This is a genomic window from Pseudomonas inefficax (genome assembly GCF_900277125.1).
GTDB classification, from domain to species: Bacteria; Pseudomonadota; Gammaproteobacteria; order Pseudomonadales; family Pseudomonadaceae; genus Aquipseudomonas; species Aquipseudomonas inefficax.
In genome coordinates, this window is sequence record NZ_OPYN01000060.1 from 23295 (window position 1) to 40806 (window position 17512).

Below are 17512 nucleotides of genomic sequence, written 5' to 3' on the forward strand. Positions count from 1 at the left end.
AAGGGCATGAATGGGGCGACAAGGATCATCACGCCACCTCGCCACGGCTGGCTGCGATCTGCTCATCGCACCAGGTGTGAATCTCGGCCTCGATCCACACGACGCACTTCGGGCCGAGGGTGATTTGCTTGGGGAAAGCGCCAGCGGCGATACGGCGGTAAATCTCGGTGCAGGACAGGCCGGTGATCGACTCAACGTCCTGGCGCTTGATGAAGCGGCGAGCGGGCGGGGTGGTGTTGGTAAGAGTAGCCATCGTCTGCGCCTCCTTGGGCATGGTTGGATGGCTATGGATTTAATAGGTAACCAAACTAGTTTTCGATCCAAATACTGACCATCAAAATGTTCCGGAATTTATTGGAAGTGAATTTATTCCGGATCTTTTAATTAGCCAAAATCCTCCGCAGCAAAAGGTTTCAAGCCGTCGATCAACGAATTTAGGTCCGAAGCCAGTGGCTTCACGGTTTTCCGCAGACGGTCTTCGCCGAACGTATCAGCGGAGACTGCATTTGCCATCACTCGGTCTGGGATGTGGTTGTCAGTCTCCAAAGACCACAAGTAAAGGTCCAGGTAAGGCAACAAACCGTAATCACCCCACCAGTCAAATGCTGGTTTTTTCGGGGCGCTTGCACCTTTCGGGCAATTGGTTCTTTCTTTTTTCAGCCATTCTTTGAATGATTTAAGAATGGCAGCGTCCGGCGCGTTAAGGTCAACAGTAATTGCTGGGCTATGCCACTTCCCGTTAATTTTCCTATCGATTTTTATCTCGATATGTGGCGTGCGTGAGAAAAGATCGTATTTGTCTTCCCTGGAAAGCAGCTCCGTCAATGTATTGCTTTGACTTTCCTCGTCTGATTTCAAGTCGATTTCATTTTCTGGATATGCGGACAGTTCCCCATTTTCAAGATAATCCCATAGGGTTAGGGTTGAACTATCCACATCGCCATCTTCAACAGAAAATTGATCAGATATTTTTTGGCGCAGCATGTCGTATAGCGTGAGCGGCTTTATGGCTTGTTGATCGGCAAGGTCGTCACTGGAAATAGAGCGGCATGCTGAATCCCAGTAGAAGTTACCAGGCAGGTAGCAATCGATAGGGTTGTCGCGAACTTGATTGAGAACGTCCACCATGTCGAGAATGTACATGGCTTCCGTAGAACCTGATTTTCTCAGCTCTCGAAGCTTTGGTATAGCCGTTAGATAATCAAGCTTGAGCATGGGCAGCATGGGGAACATGGGGAACATGGTTGCTCGTAACTGAATGTGAAACAACCAATCTTTTGCCGAAAACTCAGACGTCGCCTTGTAGTTGTTCAAGTCGAACCAAGTCGGTAAATCTTTTACGGTGTCAATCTTAGCCATGTCTTATACCTCGTCTGAAGGTTAGGCTGATCGGCCTATGCAGATAACGTTGGCATTCGCGCATAGTGCGTCGATCGCGTCAGCCCATGCCTGCATCATCACGCGTCGTTGATCCAGATAGTGTGCATGGTTGTAGGTGTCGCGGATCGAGTCTTGATCGCCATGGGCCAGTTGCCGCTCAATCCAGTCGCGGTTGTAGCCTCGGGTGTTGAGGCTGGTGCTCAATAAATGACGGAAGCCGTGGCCGGTCTGGCGCCCCTCATAACCCATTGTCGAAAGTGCCTTGTTTACCGTGTTCTCGCTCATTGGCCTGGATCGATCATTGCGCCCAGGGAAGGCGAGGGGATAGGTGCCGGTCAGTTCATGCAGGGTACGCAGCAGGACCACGGCCTGGCGTGGTAGTGGGACGATATGAGGGCGCCGTGCCTTCATCCTTGCTGCAGGGATCGTCCAGGTAGCTGACTCCAGGTCGAACTCGTCCCAGGGCGCCAGTCGCAGCTCGCCGGGCCGCACCGCGGTCAGCAGCAGCAGGCGAATGGCGATCTTGCTGGTGATATCGCACTGGGCCGCGTCCAGTTTCTCCAGCAGCTCAGGCAACTCGCCTTCTGATACGTGCGGATGGTGGCGAGTGCGCGGGGCGTGCGCGGCTACCACGTCCAGATCGGTGGCGGGGTTGCCAGGAACCACGCCCTTGGCCAACCCGAAACGGAATATCTGGCTCAGCCACTGGCGAACCTTGCGGGCGACGTTGAATGCCTCGCGCCGCTCGATCTTGCGCACCAGGTCGACCAGCTCAGGGCGTTGCACCTCGGCAGCGGGCCGTTTGCCAATCACCGGGAAGATGTCCGACTCCAGATACTGCAGCGCTTTCGATGCGGTGGCTGGCGCCCATCGTGGCTGGTTGTAGTCGTACCATTCCCGCGCTAGCACCTCGAGCGTCAGCACCTGGGCGGCAGCAGCGGCCTTTTCCTGCTGTTTATGTGCACTTGGGTCTATGTCCTGTGCCAGCAACTTTCGCGCAGCATCCCGGCGCTCGCGGGCTTGGGCAAGTGTGACGGCGGGGTAGGCGCCCAGGCCTAGCATCTTGGCCTTGCCCTCGAATCGGTAGCGAAGGCGCCAGAGCTTCCCGCCAGCGGTCGTCACCTCAAGGCAAAGGCCCTGGGCGTCAGCGAGGCGATAGAGCTTGTCGCGGGGTTTGGCGGTGCGGATGGCGGTATCTGTGAGCGCCACGGCTATTCCCTTGCAGTGCCGAACCGCGCTGGATTGCGGTCGGTGTGTGAGTAGGATTCTGGACCGAACTCGTCCTACTCACAAATCTACTCACATACTTTGGGGCTTACAAGGGAATCACTGGGAACGATTGGCACAAAAAAACCGGCTCAGTGGCCGGTTTCTCTGGTGTTCCGGGTCTGGTAGGGACCGCTTGGAACTATGTGATGGTGCCCCGAGGGAGACTCGAACTCCCACTCCTTTCGAAAACGGATTTTGAATCCGCCGCGTCTACCAATTCCGCCATCAGGGCATGTGGCGCGCAGTATAGAGAGCCACCGCTGGTCGGTCAATCGGCTTTCATGGTCAATTTTCACACATTGGGCTAAACTTCCCGGCCCTGCCGAACCGAACATCATCATGCGCGTCGCCGATTTTTCCTTCGAACTCCCCGATTCCCTGATCGCCCGCCACCCGTTGGCCGAGCGCCATGGCAGCCGTCTGCTGGTGCTCGATGGGCCAACCGGCGCGCTGGCGCACCGGCAATTTCCCGATCTGCTCGAGTACCTGCGCCCGGGCGACCTGATGGTGTTCAACAACACCCGGGTCATCCCGGCGCGCCTGTTCGGCCAGAAAGCCTCCGGCGGCAAGCTGGAAGTGCTGGTCGAGCGTGTGCTCGATAGCCACCGGGTGCTGGCCCATGTGCGTGCCAGCAAGGCGCCGAAAGAAGGCGCGGTGATCCTCATCGATGGCGGCGGCGAGGCCGAAATGGTCGCGCGCCATGACACGCTGTTCGAGCTGCGCTTCACCGAAGAGGTGCTGCCATTGCTCGACCGTGTCGGCCATATGCCGTTGCCGCCTTACATCGACCGCCCGGACGAGGGCGCCGACCGTGAGCGCTACCAGACCGTGTACGCCGAACGCGCGGGGGCGGTCGCCGCGCCCACCGCTGGCCTGCACTTCGACGAGGCGCTGCTGGAAAAGATCGCCGCCAAAGGCGTCGAGCGCGCTTTCGTCACCTTGCACGTGGGCGCGGGCACCTTCCAGCCAGTGCGGGTCGACAAGATCGAAGACCACCACATGCATAAAGAGTGGCTCGAAGTGGGCCAGGATGTGGTCGATGCCATCGAAGCCTGCCGCGCCCGCGGCGGCCGGGTTGTCGCGGTGGGCACCACCAGCGTGCGCTCGCTGGAGAGCGCGGCGCGCGATGGCGTGCTCAAGGCCTTCAGCGGCGACACTGACATCTTCATCTACCCGGGCCGGCCGTTCCATGTGGTCGACGCGCTGGTCACCAATTTCCACCTGCCGGAGTCCACGCTGCTGATGCTGGTCTCGGCCTTCGCCGGCTACCCCGAGACCATGGCCGCCTACGCGGCAGCGGTCGAGCAGGGGTACCGCTTCTTCAGTTACGGTGATGCCATGTTCATCACCCGCAATCCGGCGCCACGCGGGCCCGAGGATCAAGCATGAGTCGCACCTGTCGAATGTCCTTCGAACTGCTGGCCACCGACGGCAAGGCCCGTCGTGGCCGCATCACCTTCCCACGTGGCACCGTGGAAACCCCGGCGTTCATGCCGGTGGGCACCTATGGCACGGTCAAGGGCATGCTGCCGCGCGACATCGAGGCCATCGGCGCCGAGATGATCCTGGGCAACACCTTCCACCTGTGGCTGCGCCCGGGCACCGAGGTGATCAAGAAGCACAACGGCCTGCACGACTTCATGCAATGGAAAGGCCCGATCCTCACCGACTCCGGTGGCTTCCAGGTGTTCAGCCTGGGCGCCATGCGCAAGATCAAGGAAGAGGGCGTGACCTTCGCCTCGCCGGTCGATGGCGCCAAGGTGTTCATGGGCCCGGAAGAGTCGATGCAGGTGCAGCGTGACCTGGGCTCGGACGTGGTGATGATCTTCGACGAGTGCACGCCGTACCCGGCCGAGCACGATGTGGCGCGCGCATCCATGCAGCTGTCACTGCGCTGGGCCCAGCGCTCGAAGAACGCCCACGCCGACAACACCGCGGCGCTGTTCGGTATCGTCCAGGGCGGCATGTACCAGGACTTGCGCATGCGTTCGCTGGAGGGCCTGGAAAACATCGGCTTCGACGGCCTGGCCATCGGTGGCCTGTCGGTGGGCGAGCCCAAGCACGAAATGATCAAGGTGCTGGATTACCTGCCGGGCCAGATGCCTGCTGACAAACCTCGTTACCTTATGGGGGTAGGCAAACCGGAAGATCTCGTTGAGGGTGTGCGCCGCGGCGTCGACATGTTCGACTGCGTGATGCCGACGCGTAACGCGCGCAACGGTCATCTGTTCGTCGATACAGGGGTGATCAAGATCCGCAATGCGTTCCATCGCCACGATGATTCGCCGCTGGATCCGACCTGTGACTGCTACACCTGCACCAACTTCTCCCGCGCCTATCTCCATCACCTGGACAAGTGCGGCGAAATGCTGAGCAGCATGCTGAATACCATCCACAACTTGCGCCATTACCAGCGCTTGATGGCCGGTTTACGCGAGGCTATTCAACAGGGTAAATTGGCCGCCTTTGTCGACGCCTTCTACGCCAAGCGCGGGCTTCCTGTGCCGCCTTTGGACTGACTGTCCGCATTCATTATTAGAAAATTACATTAGGAGTGCCCAATGAGCTTCTTGATCCCCGCCGCATACGCGGACGCTGCTGCACCTGCCGCCGGCCCAGCCGGTACCGGCTTCGAGTGGATTTTCCTGGTCGGTTTCCTGGTCATCTTCTACCTGATGATCTGGCGCCCGCAGGCCAAGCGTGCAAAAGAGCAGAAGAACCTGCTGAGCAACTTGCAGAAGGGTGACGAAGTTGTCACCAACGGCGGCATCGCCGGCAAGATCATCAAGGTTTCCGATGATTTCGTGGTACTGGAAGTTTCCGACAACGTCGAGCTGAAGTTCCAGAAGGGTGCCATCGCGGCCACCCTGCCAAAAGGTACGCTCAAGGCTATCTGAGTTACCGGTTTTTCTTTCCAGTCGGGGCGCGCAACGCGCCCCGCGTCTTGAACGGGCGGCGTGATGCTGAACAAATATCCTCTGTGGAAATATGCACTGATCGTGCTGGTACTGGTGGTCGGTTTCATTTATTCCGCTCCCAACCTCTACCCGGATGATCCGGCGGTACAGATCAGTGGTGCCAGCTCGGCGCTGCAGGTGAACCAGGCCGACCTCGACCGCGTCAGCAAGGCGCTGGGCGATGCCAACATCGCCGTCAAGGGCGCCAGCCTGGGTGAGAAGGGCAGCGGGCTGATCCGCCTGACCAATCAGGAAGACCAGCTGCCAGCCAAGGATGTAGTGCGCAAGGCACTGGGCGATGATTACGTCGTGGCCCTGAACCTGGCCCAGACTACCCCGCAATGGCTGCGCAACCTGGGCGCAAGCCCGATGAAGCTGGGCCTGGACCTGTCCGGTGGTGTGCACTTCCTGCTGGAAGTGGACATGGACAAGGCCATGAGCGCCCGCATGAAAGTCTACGAAGGCGAGGTCAAGACCTTGCTGCGCAAAGAGCGCGTCCGCTACCGCAGCCTGCCTCAGCAGGATGGCGGCATCATGCTGGGCTTCGCTGACGATGCTACCCGCGAGCAGGCACGTGCCCTGATCCGCAAGAATTTCAATGATTTCGACCTGACCACCACCGAGCGTAACGAGCTGGCGGTGCTGCGTCTGGCGCTGACCCAGGCGAAAGTCGCCGAGATCCGCGAATACTCGATCAAGCAGAACCTCACCACCGTCCGCAACCGTGTCAACGAGCTGGGCGTGGCAGAGCCGCTGGTACAGCGCCAGGGCGCCAACCGCATCGTGGTCGAGCTGCCGGGCGTGCAGGACACTGCCGAGGCCAAGCGTATCCTGGGTAAAACCGCCAACCTGGAGTTCCGCTTCGGTGCCGAACCGGGCGCGTCCAAGGCCACTACCGAGGTGTTCGAGTTCCGTGAAGGTGGCCGTTCCGCTGCGGTCGAGCGCGGCCTGATCATCACTGGCGACCAGGTAACCGACGCCCAGGCGAGCTTCGACGAACAAGGCCGTCCGCAGGTGAACATCCGTCTGGATGGTCACGGTGGCGAGCTGATGACCCGTGCTACCCGCAGCAACGTGGGCCGCAGCATGGCGGTGATCTTCATCGAGCAGAAGCCGGTTACCCGCTACGTCAAGCAGACCGTCGACGGCGTCGAGAAGGACGTTGCCGTACAGAGCTTCCAGGAAGAGAAGAAAATCATCAGCCTGGCGACCATCCAGTCGCCGCTGGGCAGCCAGTTCCGCATCACCGGCCTGAACGGCCAGGGCGAATCGTCCGAACTGGCCCTGCTGCTGCGTGCCGGTGGCCTGGCTGCGCCGATGTACTTCGCTGAAGAACGTACCATCGGCCCAAGCCTGGGTGCCGACAACATCACCAAGGGTATCGATGCGTCGCTGTGGGGCATGCTGTTCGTCTCGCTGTTCATCATCGCCATCTACCGTGCCTTCGGTGTGATCGCCACCGTCGCCCTGGCGGGCAACATGGTCCTGCTGCTGGCGCTGATGTCGCTGCTGGGCGCCACCCTGACCCTGCCGGGTATTGCCGGTATCGTCTTGACCATGGGTATGGCGGTGGACGCCAACGTGCTGATCTTCTCGCGTATTCGCGAAGAGCTGAACGCCGGCATGTCGGTGCAACGCGCCATCCACGAAGGCTTCAACCGCGCCTACACCGCGATCATCGACGCCAACCTGACCAGCCTGCTGGTCGGCGGCATCCTGTTCGCCATGGGTACCGGCCCGGTCAAGGGCTTCGCGGTCACCATGTCCCTCGGGATTTTCACCTCGATGTTCACCGCCGTCATGGTGACCCGTGCAATGGTCAACCTGACCTGCGGCGGGCGTGACATCAAGAAGCTGTGGGTTTGAGGGAGCTGCGATGAAAACCATCAACTTCATGGGCGTGCGCAATGTCGCGTTCGCCGTTACCGTGCTCCTCACCGTGCTGGCGCTGTTCAGCTGGTGGCAGAAGGGCCTGAACTTCGGCCTGGACTTCACCGGCGGTACGCTGATCGAGCTGACTTACGAGCGCCCGGCCGACCTCAAGGCGGTGCGTGCCGAGCTGGTCAATTCCGGCTTCCACGAGGCGGTGGTGCAGAGCTTCGGCGCCACCACCGACCTGCTGGTGCGCATGCCGGGCGATGACCCACAGCTGGGCAACAAGGTAGCTGAAGCCCTGCAGAAAGCCGGCGGCGACAACCCGGCCAAGGTCAAGCGTGTCGAGTTTGTCGGCCCGCAGGTGGGTGAAGAACTGCGCGACCAGGGTGGTATGGGCATGCTCCTGGCACTGGGCGGCATCCTTATCTACCTGGCCTTCCGCTTCCAGTGGAAGTTCGCCGTGGGCGCGATCGTCTCGCTGATCCACGACGTGGTGGTGACCCTGGGTATTCTGTCGTTCTTCCAGATCACCTTCGACCTGACGGTGCTGGCGGCAGTGCTGGCGATCATCGGCTACTCGCTGAACGACACCATCGTCGTGTTCGACCGGGTGCGCGAAAACTTCCGTGTCATGCGCAAGGCCTCGCTGATCGAGAACATCAACGTTTCCACTACCCAGACTCTGCTGCGGACCATCGCCACCTCGGTTTCGACCTTGCTGGCCATTGCCGCGCTGCTGTTCTTCGGTGGCGACAACCTGTTCGGCTTCTCCCTGGCCCTGTTCATCGGCGTCATGGCCGGTACCTATTCGTCGATCTACATCGCTAACGTGGTACTGATCTGGCTGAACCTGAGCAGCGAAGACCTGATCCCGCCGGCCAAGACCGACGGTGTGGACGACCGTCCGTAAAGCGTGTTCCACGCCGTTTGGCGGCCAGAAAGGCGCGAGTATTGAACTCGCGCCTTTTTTTTTACTCCAAGGCTGGGAGAAGGCGGGTCGGACCCGCGGGTTTTGATCAGGAGGTTCATGTGAACAAATCAATGCTGGTGGGTGCGGTACTGGGTGCTGTCGGTGTGACTGCCGGAGGTGCTGTCGCGACCTACAGCTTGGTCAACAAGGGGCCTGAGTATGCGCAGGTCACCGATGTGCAACCGATCAAACAACAGGTAAAAACCCCCCGTGAGGTCTGCAAGGACGTCGCTGTGACGCGGCAGGCGCCGGTCAAGGACCAGCACCAGATCGCAGGTACCGTGGTGGGCGCCATTGCCGGTGGCCTGCTGGGTAACCAGATTGGTGGTGGTAGCGGCAAGAAGATCGCCACCGTGGCCGGTGCGGTCGGTGGTGGTTATGCCGGCAACAAGGTGCAGGAGGGCATGCAGGAGCGTGACACCTACACCACCACTCAAACCCGCTGCAACACGGTCAACGACATCAGTGAGAAAGTGGTGGGCTACAACGTGAAGTACACCATTGGCGACAAGGTGGGGCAGGTGAAGATGGATCACGAGCCCGGGTCGACCATTCCAGTGGACAAGAACGGCAAGCTGATCCTGAGCGAAGCCGGGCAGTAATTTGAGTTGCCTGTGCCGGCCTCTTCGCGGGTGAACCCGCTCCCACAGTGATCGCACAATCCTGTGGGAGCGGGTTCACCCGCGAAGAGGCCGGTACAGGCAATGAAAAACTATCAGGTATAAAAAAGCACCCCGAGGGGTGCTTTTTTGTTTTCCGGCAATCCGCGCTTAGCGCTTCATGTTCTCTGGCAGGTGCGGCTGGATAGCAGTCAGCACGGCCTTGAAGCACTTGATGTTGCCCGCAACGATATGGCCCTTCTCGAGGAAGTCGTGGCCACCGTTGAAGTCGCTCACCAGGCCACCTGCTTCCTGAATCAGCAGCACGCCAGCCGCCATGTCCCATTCGGACAGGCCCGACTCCCAGAAAGCGTCGAAACGGCCGGCGGCCACGTAGGCCAGGTCCAGGCTGGCGGAGCCGGCGCGGCGGATGCCGGCGGTCTGGCCAGTCAGGGCGCGGAACATGCCCAGGTAGTTGTCCAGGTCGGCCATCTGGCTGTCACGGAACGGGAAGCCGGTACCCAGCAGGGCGCCTTCCAGGCTGGTGCGGGAGCTGACACGCAGGCGGCGGCCGTTGAGCTGGGCGCCACGGCCACGGCTGGCAGTGAATTCTTCCTGGCGAACCGGGTCGACGATCACGGCGTGCTCAAGGCGGCCACGGTATTTGCAAGCGATGCTGACCGCGAAGTGCGGGATGCCACGCAGGAAGTTGGTGGTGCCGTCCAGTGGGTCGATGATCCACAGGTAATCCTTGCCTTCTTCGCCGCTACCCGCGTGCAGGCCGGTTTCCTCGCCCTGGATGGAGTGGTTCGGGTAGGCCTTGCGCAGGGCGTTGACGATGCTCTGCTCGGCGGCGCGATCGACTTCGGAAACGTAGTCCTTGGCCTCTTTCTCATCGACCTTGATGCTATCCAGGCGTTCGATGGAGCGGAAAATCAGTTCACTGGCGCTGCGAGCGGCGCGCAGGGCGATATTCAGCATAGGCTGCATGGGCGGGTCACCTGGAGATGTTAAAGAAGAAAGCCGATCATTCTAGCAGAAAACTTTGGCGGCAGAAGTGTCACATTTGCTTTCGTGGCGTTACGTCTGTCGGTTCTGTAAGATCGAACGCCCTGATTCCTGCATCTGTGAGCACAACACCTTGCTGCAAAATATTCGTGTTGTTCTGGTCAATACCAGCCACCCCGGCAACATCGGCGGCGCTGCACGTGCCATGAAAAACATGGGCTTGTCGCGTCTGGTGCTGGTGCAGCCGAAAGAGTTCCCCGCCGTGGATGCCAGTGCCCGAGCCTCGGGTGCCGACGATGTGCTGGACAACGCCCAGGTGGTCGACAGCCTCGAGCAGGCGCTGGTCGGTTGCAACCTGGTGATGGGCACCAGCGCCCGCGAGCGGAGCATCCCCTGGCCGCTGATCGGCCCGCGCGAATGCGGGGCCAAGGCGGTGGAGCATGCCAACGGTGGCGAGGAAATCGCCCTGGTGTTCGGCCGTGAGCACGCCGGCCTGACCAACGAAGAACTGCAGCGATGTCACTTCCACGTGCACATTCCCTCCAACCCCGACTTCAGCTCGCTGAACCTGGCTGCCGCCGTGCAGGTGCTCTCTTATGAGGTGCGCATGGCCTGGCTGGCCGCCGGTGCAGCACCGGGCAAGGTCGAGAAGGTTGACGCCAGCGAGCTGGCGACCATGGACGAAATGGAGCTGTTCTACGACCACCTGGAGAAAACCCTGGTGGGTATCGGCTTCCTTGACCCCGAAAAGCCCAAGCACCTGATGCCGCGCCTGCGCCGGCTGTATGGGCGGGTGGCGGTCGAGCGTTCGGAAATGAGCATTTTGCGCGGCATCCTCACCGAGACCCAGAAAGTGGTCCGGGGCGAGCCGCATAAACGGAAGGACTGACAGATGTTCGAACGCCTGCGTGAAGATATTCAAAGCGTATTTCACCGTGACCCGGCCGCGCGCAACGCCTTCGAGGTGCTGACCTGCTACCCGGGCATGCACGCCATCTGGCTGCACCGCCTGGGCAATGCCCTGTGGAGGCGTGATTTCAAGTGGCTGGCCCGCCTGGTGTCGAACTTCGGCCGCTGGCTGACCGGCATCGAGATCCACCCCGGAGCCACCATCGGCCGGCGTTTCTTCATCGACCACGGCATGGGCATCGTCATCGGCGAAACCGCCGAGATCGGCGACGATGTCACCCTGTACCAGGGCGTGACCTTGGGCGGCACCAGCTGGAACAAAGGCAAGCGCCACCCCACCCTGGAAAACGGCGTGGTGGTAGGGGCGGGGGCCAAGGTGCTCGGGCCGTTCACCGTCGGTGCCGGGGCCAAGATCGGTTCCAATGCGGTGGTGACCAAGGCGGTGCCGGCCGGCGCCACGGCGGTCGGCATCCCTGGGCGAATCATCGTCAAGAGCGAGAACGATGAGGTCGAGGCCAAGCGCAAGGCCATGGCCGAGAAGATCGGCTTCGATGCCTATGGTGTCAGTGGCGACATGCCCGACCCGGTGGCTCGTGCCATCGGCCAGATGCTCGATCACCTGCAGGCAGTCGACGAGCGGTTGGAGGGCATGTGCGGCGCCCTGACCAAGATGGGCAGCGATTACTGCGCCAAGGAGCTGCCGGCCCTGCCGGAAGATGACTTCAACGAAGTTGCCCAGGTGGCTGAGCGCGACACGCAATCGCATTGATTGCGCCGCGCTGAAATCACGGTGACATACGGGGCGTGTGCTCACGCCCCCTGTCTGCTACAATCGCGCCCGCCTCCCCGATGCAAACCCGACTAAAGCACTAGGTCTAATAGTTGACTTAAATGCTCGGGAATCGCATACTCGCTCACATCCTGTAACTCCCGTGGTACCCAATAGCCATGCGACTGACTACCAAAGGCCGATACGCCGTGACCGCCATGCTCGACCTGGCGTTGCACGCGCAGCATGGGCCGGTGTCTTTGGCCGACATTTCCGAGCGCCAGGGCATTTCCCTCTCTTATCTGGAACAGCTGTTCGCCAAGCTGCGCCGCAGCAGCCTGGTATCCAGCGTGCGTGGTCCAGGCGGTGGCTACCAGCTGTCGCGGGGCATGGAAACCATCCAGGTGGCCCAGGTCATCGATGCGGTCAACGAATCGGTCGACGCCACCCGTTGCCAGGGGCTCGGGGACTGCCATGCCGGTGACACCTGCCTGACCCACCACCTGTGGTGCGACCTCAGCCAGCAGATCCATGAATTCCTCAGCGGTATAAGCCTGGCCGACCTCGTCATGCGCCGCGAGGTGCAGGAAGTCGCCCAGCGTCAGGACCTGCGTCGTGTCGCAGGCCGTACCGCCCAGCTGGACAAGATTGAGACGTCCGCCGTCGATTGATCCCACCGGGACGACGAGCGACGCCACCGCCTGATAGGAGAGACAAATGAAGTTGCCGATCTACCTCGATTACTCCGCGACCACCCCGGTCGACCCACGCGTGGCCCAGAAGATGGCCGACTGCCTGCTGGTCGACGGGAACTTCGGTAACCCGGCTTCGCGCTCCCACGTCTTCGGCTGGAAAGCCGAGGAAGCGGTCGAGAACGGTCGTCGCCAGGTTGCCGAGCTGATCAACGCCGATCCGCGCGAAATCGTCTGGACCAGTGGTGCCACCGAGTCCGACAACCTCGCACTCAAGGGCGTCGCGCACTTCTATCAGACCAAGGGCAAGCACATCATCACCTCCAAGATCGAGCACAAGGCGGTACTGGATACCGCTCGCCAGCTGGAGCGTGAAGGTTTCGAAGTCACCTATCTCGAGCCAGGCGAAGACGGTATCGTCACCCCGGCCATGGTCGAGGCGGCGCTGCGCGACGACACCATCCTGGTTTCGCTGATGCACGTGAACAACGAAGTCGGCTCGATCAACGATATCGCCGCCATCGGTGAACTGACCCGCTCGCGCGGCGTGCTGTTCCACGTTGATGCCGCGCAGTCGGCGGGCAAGGTCGAAATCGACTTGCAAAAGCTGAAGGTCGACCTGATGTCGTTCTCGGCGCACAAGGTCTACGGCCCGAAAGGCATCGGCGCGCTGTACGTCAGCCGCAAGCCGCGTGTACGCCTGGAAGCCATCATTCACGGCGGTGGCCATGAGCGCGGCATGCGTTCGGGCACCCTGCCGACTCACCAGATTGTCGGCATGGGCGAAGCCTTCGCCATCGCCAAGCAGGAAATGGCCGCGGAAAACGTGCGCATCAAGGCCCTGAGCGACCGCTTCTTCAAGCAGGTCTCGGACCTCGAAGAGCTGTACGTCAACGGCAGCAAGACTGCCCGCGTACCACACAACCTGAACCTGAGCTTCAACTACGTCGAAGGCGAATCGCTGCTGATGTCGCTGAAGGACATCGCCGTATCGTCCGGTTCGGCCTGCACCTCCGCGTCGCTCGAGCCGTCCTACGTATTGCGCGCCCTGGGCCGCAACGACGAGCTGGCGCACAGCTCGATCCGCTTCTCCTTCGGCCGCTTCACCACCGAGGAAGAAGTCGACTACGCCGCGCAGAAAGTCTGCGAGGCCGTGAACAAACTGCGTGAGCTGTCGCCGCTGTGGGACATGTACAAAGACGGCGTTGACATCTCCAAGATCGAGTGGGCCGCCCACTAAGCAGTCGCCGGCAAGAGCGGCTCCCTGATGAGGAAGGAATTGCACCATGGCATACAGTGAAAAGGTCATCGACCACTACGAAAACCCGCGCAACGTCGGCAAGATGAATGCCGAAGACCCGGACGTCGGTACCGGCATGGTCGGCGCCCCGGCCTGCGGTGACGTGATGCGCCTGCAGATCAAGGTCAACGAGCAGGGCGTGATCGAAGACGCCAAGTTCAAGACCTACGGCTGCGGTTCGGCCATCGCTTCCAGCTCCCTCGCCACCGAGTGGATGAAGGGCAAGACCCTGGACGAAGCCGAAACCATCAAGAACACCCAGCTGGCTGAAGAACTGGCGTTGCCGCCGGTCAAGATCCACTGCTCGGTACTCGCCGAAGATGCCATCAAGGCAGCCGTACGCGATTACAAGCAGAAGAAAGGCTTGATCTAAGCCGCCTGTTGCGAGGTAAGGAGTCCAGATGGCTATCAGCATGACAGAAGCCGCCGCCAACCATGTGCGGCGTTCCCTGGAAGGGCGCGGCAAGGGCGAAGGCATTCGCCTGGGCGTGCGCACCACCGGTTGCTCGGGCCTGGCCTACGTGCTGGAGTTCGTCGACGAGCTGGCGGACGAAGACCAGGTGTTCGAGAACCATGGCGTCAAGGTGATCATCGATCCCAAGAGCCTGGTCTACCTCGACGGCACCGAACTGGACTTCGTCAAGGAAGGGTTGAACGAAGGCTTCAAGTTCAACAACCCCAACGTGCGCGGTGAGTGTGGCTGCGGCGAAAGCTTCAACGTTTGAGGCTGGCTGTGGGTACTCCTTGTCATTTCGCATTGTTTGACCTCCAGCCAAGCTTCCGCCTGGACCTCGACAAGCTGGCCACTCGCTACCGCGAGCTGGCCCGCGAAGTTCATCCAGACCGCTTTGCCGACGCCTCCGAGCGCGAGCAGCGCGTGGCGCTGGAAAAGTCCGCGGCCCTCAACGACGCCTACCAGACCCTGCGCAGTGCGCCGCGTCGAGCCCGCTACCTGCTGGCCATCGGCGGCCACGAAGTGCCTCAGGAGGTCACGGTCCACGACCCTGACTTTCTGTTGCAGCAGATGCAGTGGCGTGAAGAGCTCGAAGAACTGCAGGACGAAGCCGACCTCGATGGCGTGGCCGTGTTCAAGAAGCGCCTGAAGGTCGCCCAGGACACGCTGAACGAGGACTTTGCCGCCTGCTGGGACGCCCCAGGCGAGCGCGAAAAGGCCGAACGCCTGATGCGCCGCATGCAGTTCCTCGACAAGCTCGCCCAAGAAGTGCGCCAACTGGAAGAGCGCCTCGACGATTAACCCGGTGCTGCCCGTGATGGCACCTAAGGTATTCAGATAAGCATGGCCCTACTGCAGATTGCCGAACCCGGTCAAAGCCCTCAGCCGCATCAGCGCCGCCTGGCGGTGGGGATCGACCTGGGTACTACCAACTCCCTGGTCGCCGCACTGCGCAGCGGCCGTAGCGAGCCCCTGCCCGACGCGCGGGGCAATGTCATTCTGCCGTCCGCGGTGCGCTACCTCGAAGGGCGCAACGAAGTGGGGCAGGCTGCACGCGATGCCGCTTCCAGCGACCCGCTGAACACCGTGCTATCGGTAAAGCGCCTGATGGGGCGCGGCCTCGCCGACGTCAAGCAACTGGGCGAGCAGCTGCCGTACCGCTTCGTTGGCGGTGAGTCGCACATGCCGTTCATCGACACCGTGCAAGGGCCGAAAAGCCCGGTGGAAGTGTCGGCCGATATCCTCAAGGTGCTGCGCGAGCGTGCCGAAGCCACCCTCGGTGGTGAGCTGGTGGGGGCGGTGATCACCGTGCCGGCCTATTTCGATGACGCCCAGCGCCAGGCCACCAAGGACGCTGCGCGCCTGGCCGGCCTGAACGTGCTGCGCCTGCTCAACGAGCCGACTGCCGCTGCCGTGGCCTATGGCCTGGACCAGAACGCCGAAGGCGTGGTGGCCATCTATGACCTGGGCGGCGGTACCTTCGATATTTCCATCCTGCGCCTCACTGCCGGCGTGTTCGAAGTGCTGGCTACCGGTGGCGATACCGCCCTGGGCGGTGACGACTTCGACCACGCCATTGCCGGCTGGATCATCGAACAGGCCGGTCTGTCGTCCGACCTCGACCCGGCCACCCAGCGCCAGTTGCTGCAAACCGCCTGCGCCGCCAAGGAAGCCCTGACCGACGCCGATGTGGTCGACGTCAGCCATGGCACCTGGCAGGGCCAGCTGAGCCGCGCCGGTTTCGAAGCGATGATCGAGCCGCTGATCGCCCGCAGCCTCAAGGCCTGCCGCCGCGCCGTGCGCGACAGTGGCGTCGAGCTGGGAGAAGTCAGCGCCGTGGTCATGGTCGGTGGTTCGACCCGTGTACCGCGAGTGCGCGAAGCGGTCGGCACGCTGTTCGGGCGCGCCCCGCTGACGTCGATCGACCCCGATCAGGTGGTGGCTATCGGTGCTGCCATCCAGGCCGACACCCTGGCCGGCAACCACCGCGAAGGCGGCGAACTGCTGTTGCTCGATGTCATCCCGCTGTCGCTTGGCCTTGAAACCATGGGCGGGCTGATGGAGAAGGTGATCCCGCGCAACACCACCATCCCGGTGGCGCGAGCCCAGGAATTCACTACCTATAAAGATGGCCAGTCGGCCATGATGATCCACGTGCTGCAGGGCGAGCGCGAGCTGATCAGCGACTGCCGCTCGCTGGCGCGCTTTGAGCTGCGTGGCATCCCGGCGATGGTCGCCGGTGCGGCTAAAATCCGCGTCACCTTCCAGGTCGATGCCGACGGCCTGCTCAGCGTCGCTGCCCGCGAGCTGGGTTCGGGCGTGGAAGCGAGCATTCAGGTCAAACCGTCCTACGGCCTGACCGACGGCGAAATCGCCCGCATGCTCAAGGACTCCTTCGAACACGCCGGTTCCGACAAGCAGGCCCGTCAGCTGCGCGAGCACCAGGTCGACGGCGAGCGCCTGCTCGAAGCGGTACAGGGCGCCCTGGACGCTGATGGCGAGCGCCTGCTCAGCAGTGACGAGCGTGATGCCATCGAATTCCAGATGCAGGAATTACGTGATTTGCTGGCCGGCACCGATGGCGCAGCCATCGAGCAACAGACCAAGCGTCTGTCGCAAGTGACCGAAGCCTTCGCCGCCCGTCGCCTTGATTCGACGGTCAAAGCCGCACTGGCCGGGCGCAACCTGAATGAGATCGAGGAGTAACCGATGCCGCTGGTGACATTCCTGCCGCACGAGAAGTTCTGCCCTGAAGGGCTGACCGTGGAAGTCGAACCCGGGACCAACATCCTGGAGCTGGCTCACGACCATCACATCGAGATGGAAAGCGCCTGTGGCGGGGTCAAGGCCTGCACCACTTGCCATTGCATCGTGCGCAAGGGCTTCGATTCGCTTGAAGAAGCCGACGAACTGGAAGAGGACATGCTGGACAAGGCCTGGGGCCTGGAGGCTCAATCGCGCCTCGGCTGCCAGGTGGTTGTCGCTGACCAGGACCTGGTCATCGAGATCCCCAAGTATTCGCTCAACCACGCCGCCGAAGCGCCGCACTGAGGTTTGCCCCATGAGCCTGAAATGGATTGATGTACTTGAGATCGCCATTCAGCTTGCAGAAAGCAAGCCGGAAGTCGATCCTCGTTATGTGAATTTCGTCGATCTGCACCGTTGGGTACTGGCCTTGCCAGAATTCAGCGACGATCCGTCACGCGGCGGTGAGAAAGTGCTCGAGGCCATCCAGGCGGCCTGGATCGAAGAAGCCGACTGAACGCGTCCTGCAGGTTAGGCAATCCCCTGGAACCCGCGTATAATTCGCGGGTTTAATTTTTCGCAACA

Annotated in this window: 20 protein-coding genes and 1 tRNA gene; 16 read left to right on the forward strand and 5 right to left on the reverse strand. The window is 61.5% G+C overall.

Going from position 1 to position 17512, the window contains the following annotated elements:
* Window positions 1-28: 28 nt before the first annotated feature.
* The 4 genes from JV551A3_RS06155 to JV551A3_RS06170 all read right to left on the reverse strand — a co-directional run bounded on the left by JV551A3_RS06155 (window position 29) and on the right by JV551A3_RS06170 (window position 2881).
* Window positions 29-253, reverse strand: a complete 225-nt coding sequence (locus tag JV551A3_RS06155) for a helix-turn-helix transcriptional regulator (protein WP_133970449.1) — start codon at window positions 251-253, stop codon at window positions 29-31.
* Between the two features lie 131 nt (window positions 254-384).
* Window positions 385-1359 carry a DUF6387 family protein gene (locus JV551A3_RS06160; RefSeq protein WP_133970448.1) on the reverse strand — a complete coding sequence of 325 codons (975 nt, stop codon included), beginning with the start codon at window positions 1357-1359 and terminating at the stop codon, window positions 385-387.
* Window positions 1360-1380: 21 nt separating this feature from the next.
* Window positions 1381-2589 (reverse strand): tyrosine-type recombinase/integrase, encoded by a 1209-nt coding sequence (locus tag JV551A3_RS06165; RefSeq protein WP_133970447.1) that lies wholly within the window; start codon window positions 2587-2589, stop codon window positions 1381-1383.
* 207 nt (window positions 2590-2796) lie between these two features.
* Window positions 2797-2881, reverse strand: a tRNA-Leu gene (locus JV551A3_RS06170).
* A 107-nt stretch (window positions 2882-2988) separates the two neighbouring features.
* Here JV551A3_RS06170 and queA point away from each other — a divergent pair.
* The 6 genes from queA to JV551A3_RS06200 all read left to right on the forward strand — a co-directional run bounded on the left by queA (window position 2989) and on the right by JV551A3_RS06200 (window position 9053).
* Window positions 2989-4038 carry a tRNA preQ1(34) S-adenosylmethionine ribosyltransferase-isomerase QueA gene (queA, locus tag JV551A3_RS06175; RefSeq protein ID WP_112250695.1) on the forward strand — a complete coding sequence of 350 codons (1050 nt, stop codon included), beginning with the start codon at window positions 2989-2991 and terminating at the stop codon, window positions 4036-4038.
* A gap of 14 nt (window positions 4039-4052) precedes the next feature.
* A complete protein-coding gene (tgt, locus tag JV551A3_RS06180; protein ID WP_166674218.1) occupies window positions 4053-5168 on the forward strand; it encodes a tRNA guanosine(34) transglycosylase Tgt in 1116 nt (371 codons plus the stop codon).
* 42 nt (window positions 5169-5210) lie between these two features.
* On the forward strand, window positions 5211-5546 hold the full coding sequence (gene yajC / locus JV551A3_RS06185) for a preprotein translocase subunit YajC (RefSeq protein ID WP_016713216.1): 336 nt from the start codon (window positions 5211-5213) through the stop codon (window positions 5544-5546).
* A 63-nt stretch (window positions 5547-5609) separates the two neighbouring features.
* The gene (secD, locus tag JV551A3_RS06190; RefSeq protein ID WP_133970445.1) at window positions 5610-7472 is read left to right on the forward strand and encodes a protein translocase subunit SecD; all 1863 of its coding nucleotides are present in this window, start codon (window positions 5610-5612) and stop codon (window positions 7470-7472) included.
* Between the two features lie 10 nt (window positions 7473-7482).
* Entirely contained in the window at window positions 7483-8391 is a 909-nt protein-coding gene (gene secF / locus JV551A3_RS06195) for a protein translocase subunit SecF (RefSeq protein ID WP_013971011.1), read from the forward strand.
* A gap of 119 nt (window positions 8392-8510) precedes the next feature.
* A complete protein-coding gene (locus JV551A3_RS06200; protein ID WP_085623867.1) occupies window positions 8511-9053 on the forward strand; it encodes a glycine zipper 2TM domain-containing protein in 543 nt (180 codons plus the stop codon).
* Window positions 9054-9221: 168 nt separating this feature from the next.
* Here JV551A3_RS06200 and suhB read toward each other — a convergent pair whose 3' ends face one another.
* Window positions 9222-10040 carry a type III secretion system regulator SuhB gene (gene suhB, locus JV551A3_RS06205; protein ID WP_003257850.1) on the reverse strand — a complete coding sequence of 273 codons (819 nt, stop codon included), beginning with the start codon at window positions 10038-10040 and terminating at the stop codon, window positions 9222-9224.
* Between the two features lie 151 nt (window positions 10041-10191).
* Here suhB and trmJ point away from each other — a divergent pair, with 151 nt between their 5' ends.
* From trmJ to iscX, 10 genes are all read left to right on the forward strand, one after another.
* On the forward strand, window positions 10192-10947 hold the full coding sequence (gene trmJ / locus JV551A3_RS06210) for a tRNA (cytosine(32)/uridine(32)-2'-O)-methyltransferase TrmJ (protein WP_031325634.1): 756 nt from the start codon (window positions 10192-10194) through the stop codon (window positions 10945-10947).
* A 3-nt stretch (window positions 10948-10950) separates the two neighbouring features.
* Window positions 10951-11736 (forward strand): serine O-acetyltransferase, encoded by a 786-nt coding sequence (gene cysE / locus JV551A3_RS06215; RefSeq protein WP_133970444.1) that lies wholly within the window; start codon window positions 10951-10953, stop codon window positions 11734-11736.
* A 179-nt stretch (window positions 11737-11915) separates the two neighbouring features.
* Window positions 11916-12407 (forward strand): Fe-S cluster assembly transcriptional regulator IscR, encoded by a 492-nt coding sequence (gene iscR / locus JV551A3_RS06220; RefSeq protein ID WP_008092572.1) that lies wholly within the window; start codon window positions 11916-11918, stop codon window positions 12405-12407.
* 46 nt (window positions 12408-12453) lie between these two features.
* Window positions 12454-13668, forward strand: a complete 1215-nt coding sequence (locus tag JV551A3_RS06225) for an IscS subfamily cysteine desulfurase (RefSeq protein WP_013971017.1) — start codon at window positions 12454-12456, stop codon at window positions 13666-13668.
* 46 nt (window positions 13669-13714) lie between these two features.
* Window positions 13715-14101: a Fe-S cluster assembly scaffold IscU gene (gene iscU, locus JV551A3_RS06230; protein ID WP_003248539.1), complete on the forward strand. Its 387-nt coding sequence runs from the start codon at window positions 13715-13717 to the stop codon at window positions 14099-14101.
* 28 nt (window positions 14102-14129) lie between these two features.
* Complete coding sequence (iscA, locus tag JV551A3_RS06235) at window positions 14130-14453, forward strand: iron-sulfur cluster assembly protein IscA (protein WP_003257854.1); 324 nt, start codon at window positions 14130-14132, stop codon at window positions 14451-14453.
* Window positions 14454-14461: 8 nt separating this feature from the next.
* On the forward strand, window positions 14462-14983 hold the full coding sequence (gene hscB / locus JV551A3_RS06240; RefSeq protein ID WP_133970443.1) for a co-chaperone HscB: 522 nt from the start codon (window positions 14462-14464) through the stop codon (window positions 14981-14983).
* A 42-nt stretch (window positions 14984-15025) separates the two neighbouring features.
* Window positions 15026-16888, forward strand: a complete 1863-nt coding sequence (gene hscA / locus JV551A3_RS06245; RefSeq protein ID WP_133970442.1) for a Fe-S protein assembly chaperone HscA — start codon at window positions 15026-15028, stop codon at window positions 16886-16888.
* 3 nt (window positions 16889-16891) lie between these two features.
* Complete coding sequence (gene fdx, locus JV551A3_RS06250) at window positions 16892-17233, forward strand: ISC system 2Fe-2S type ferredoxin (RefSeq protein ID WP_025337773.1); 342 nt, start codon at window positions 16892-16894, stop codon at window positions 17231-17233.
* A gap of 10 nt (window positions 17234-17243) precedes the next feature.
* Window positions 17244-17444 carry a Fe-S cluster assembly protein IscX gene (gene iscX / locus JV551A3_RS06255; RefSeq protein ID WP_003257859.1) on the forward strand — a complete coding sequence of 67 codons (201 nt, stop codon included), beginning with the start codon at window positions 17244-17246 and terminating at the stop codon, window positions 17442-17444.
* The last annotated feature ends 68 nt before the right edge of the window (window positions 17445-17512 follow it).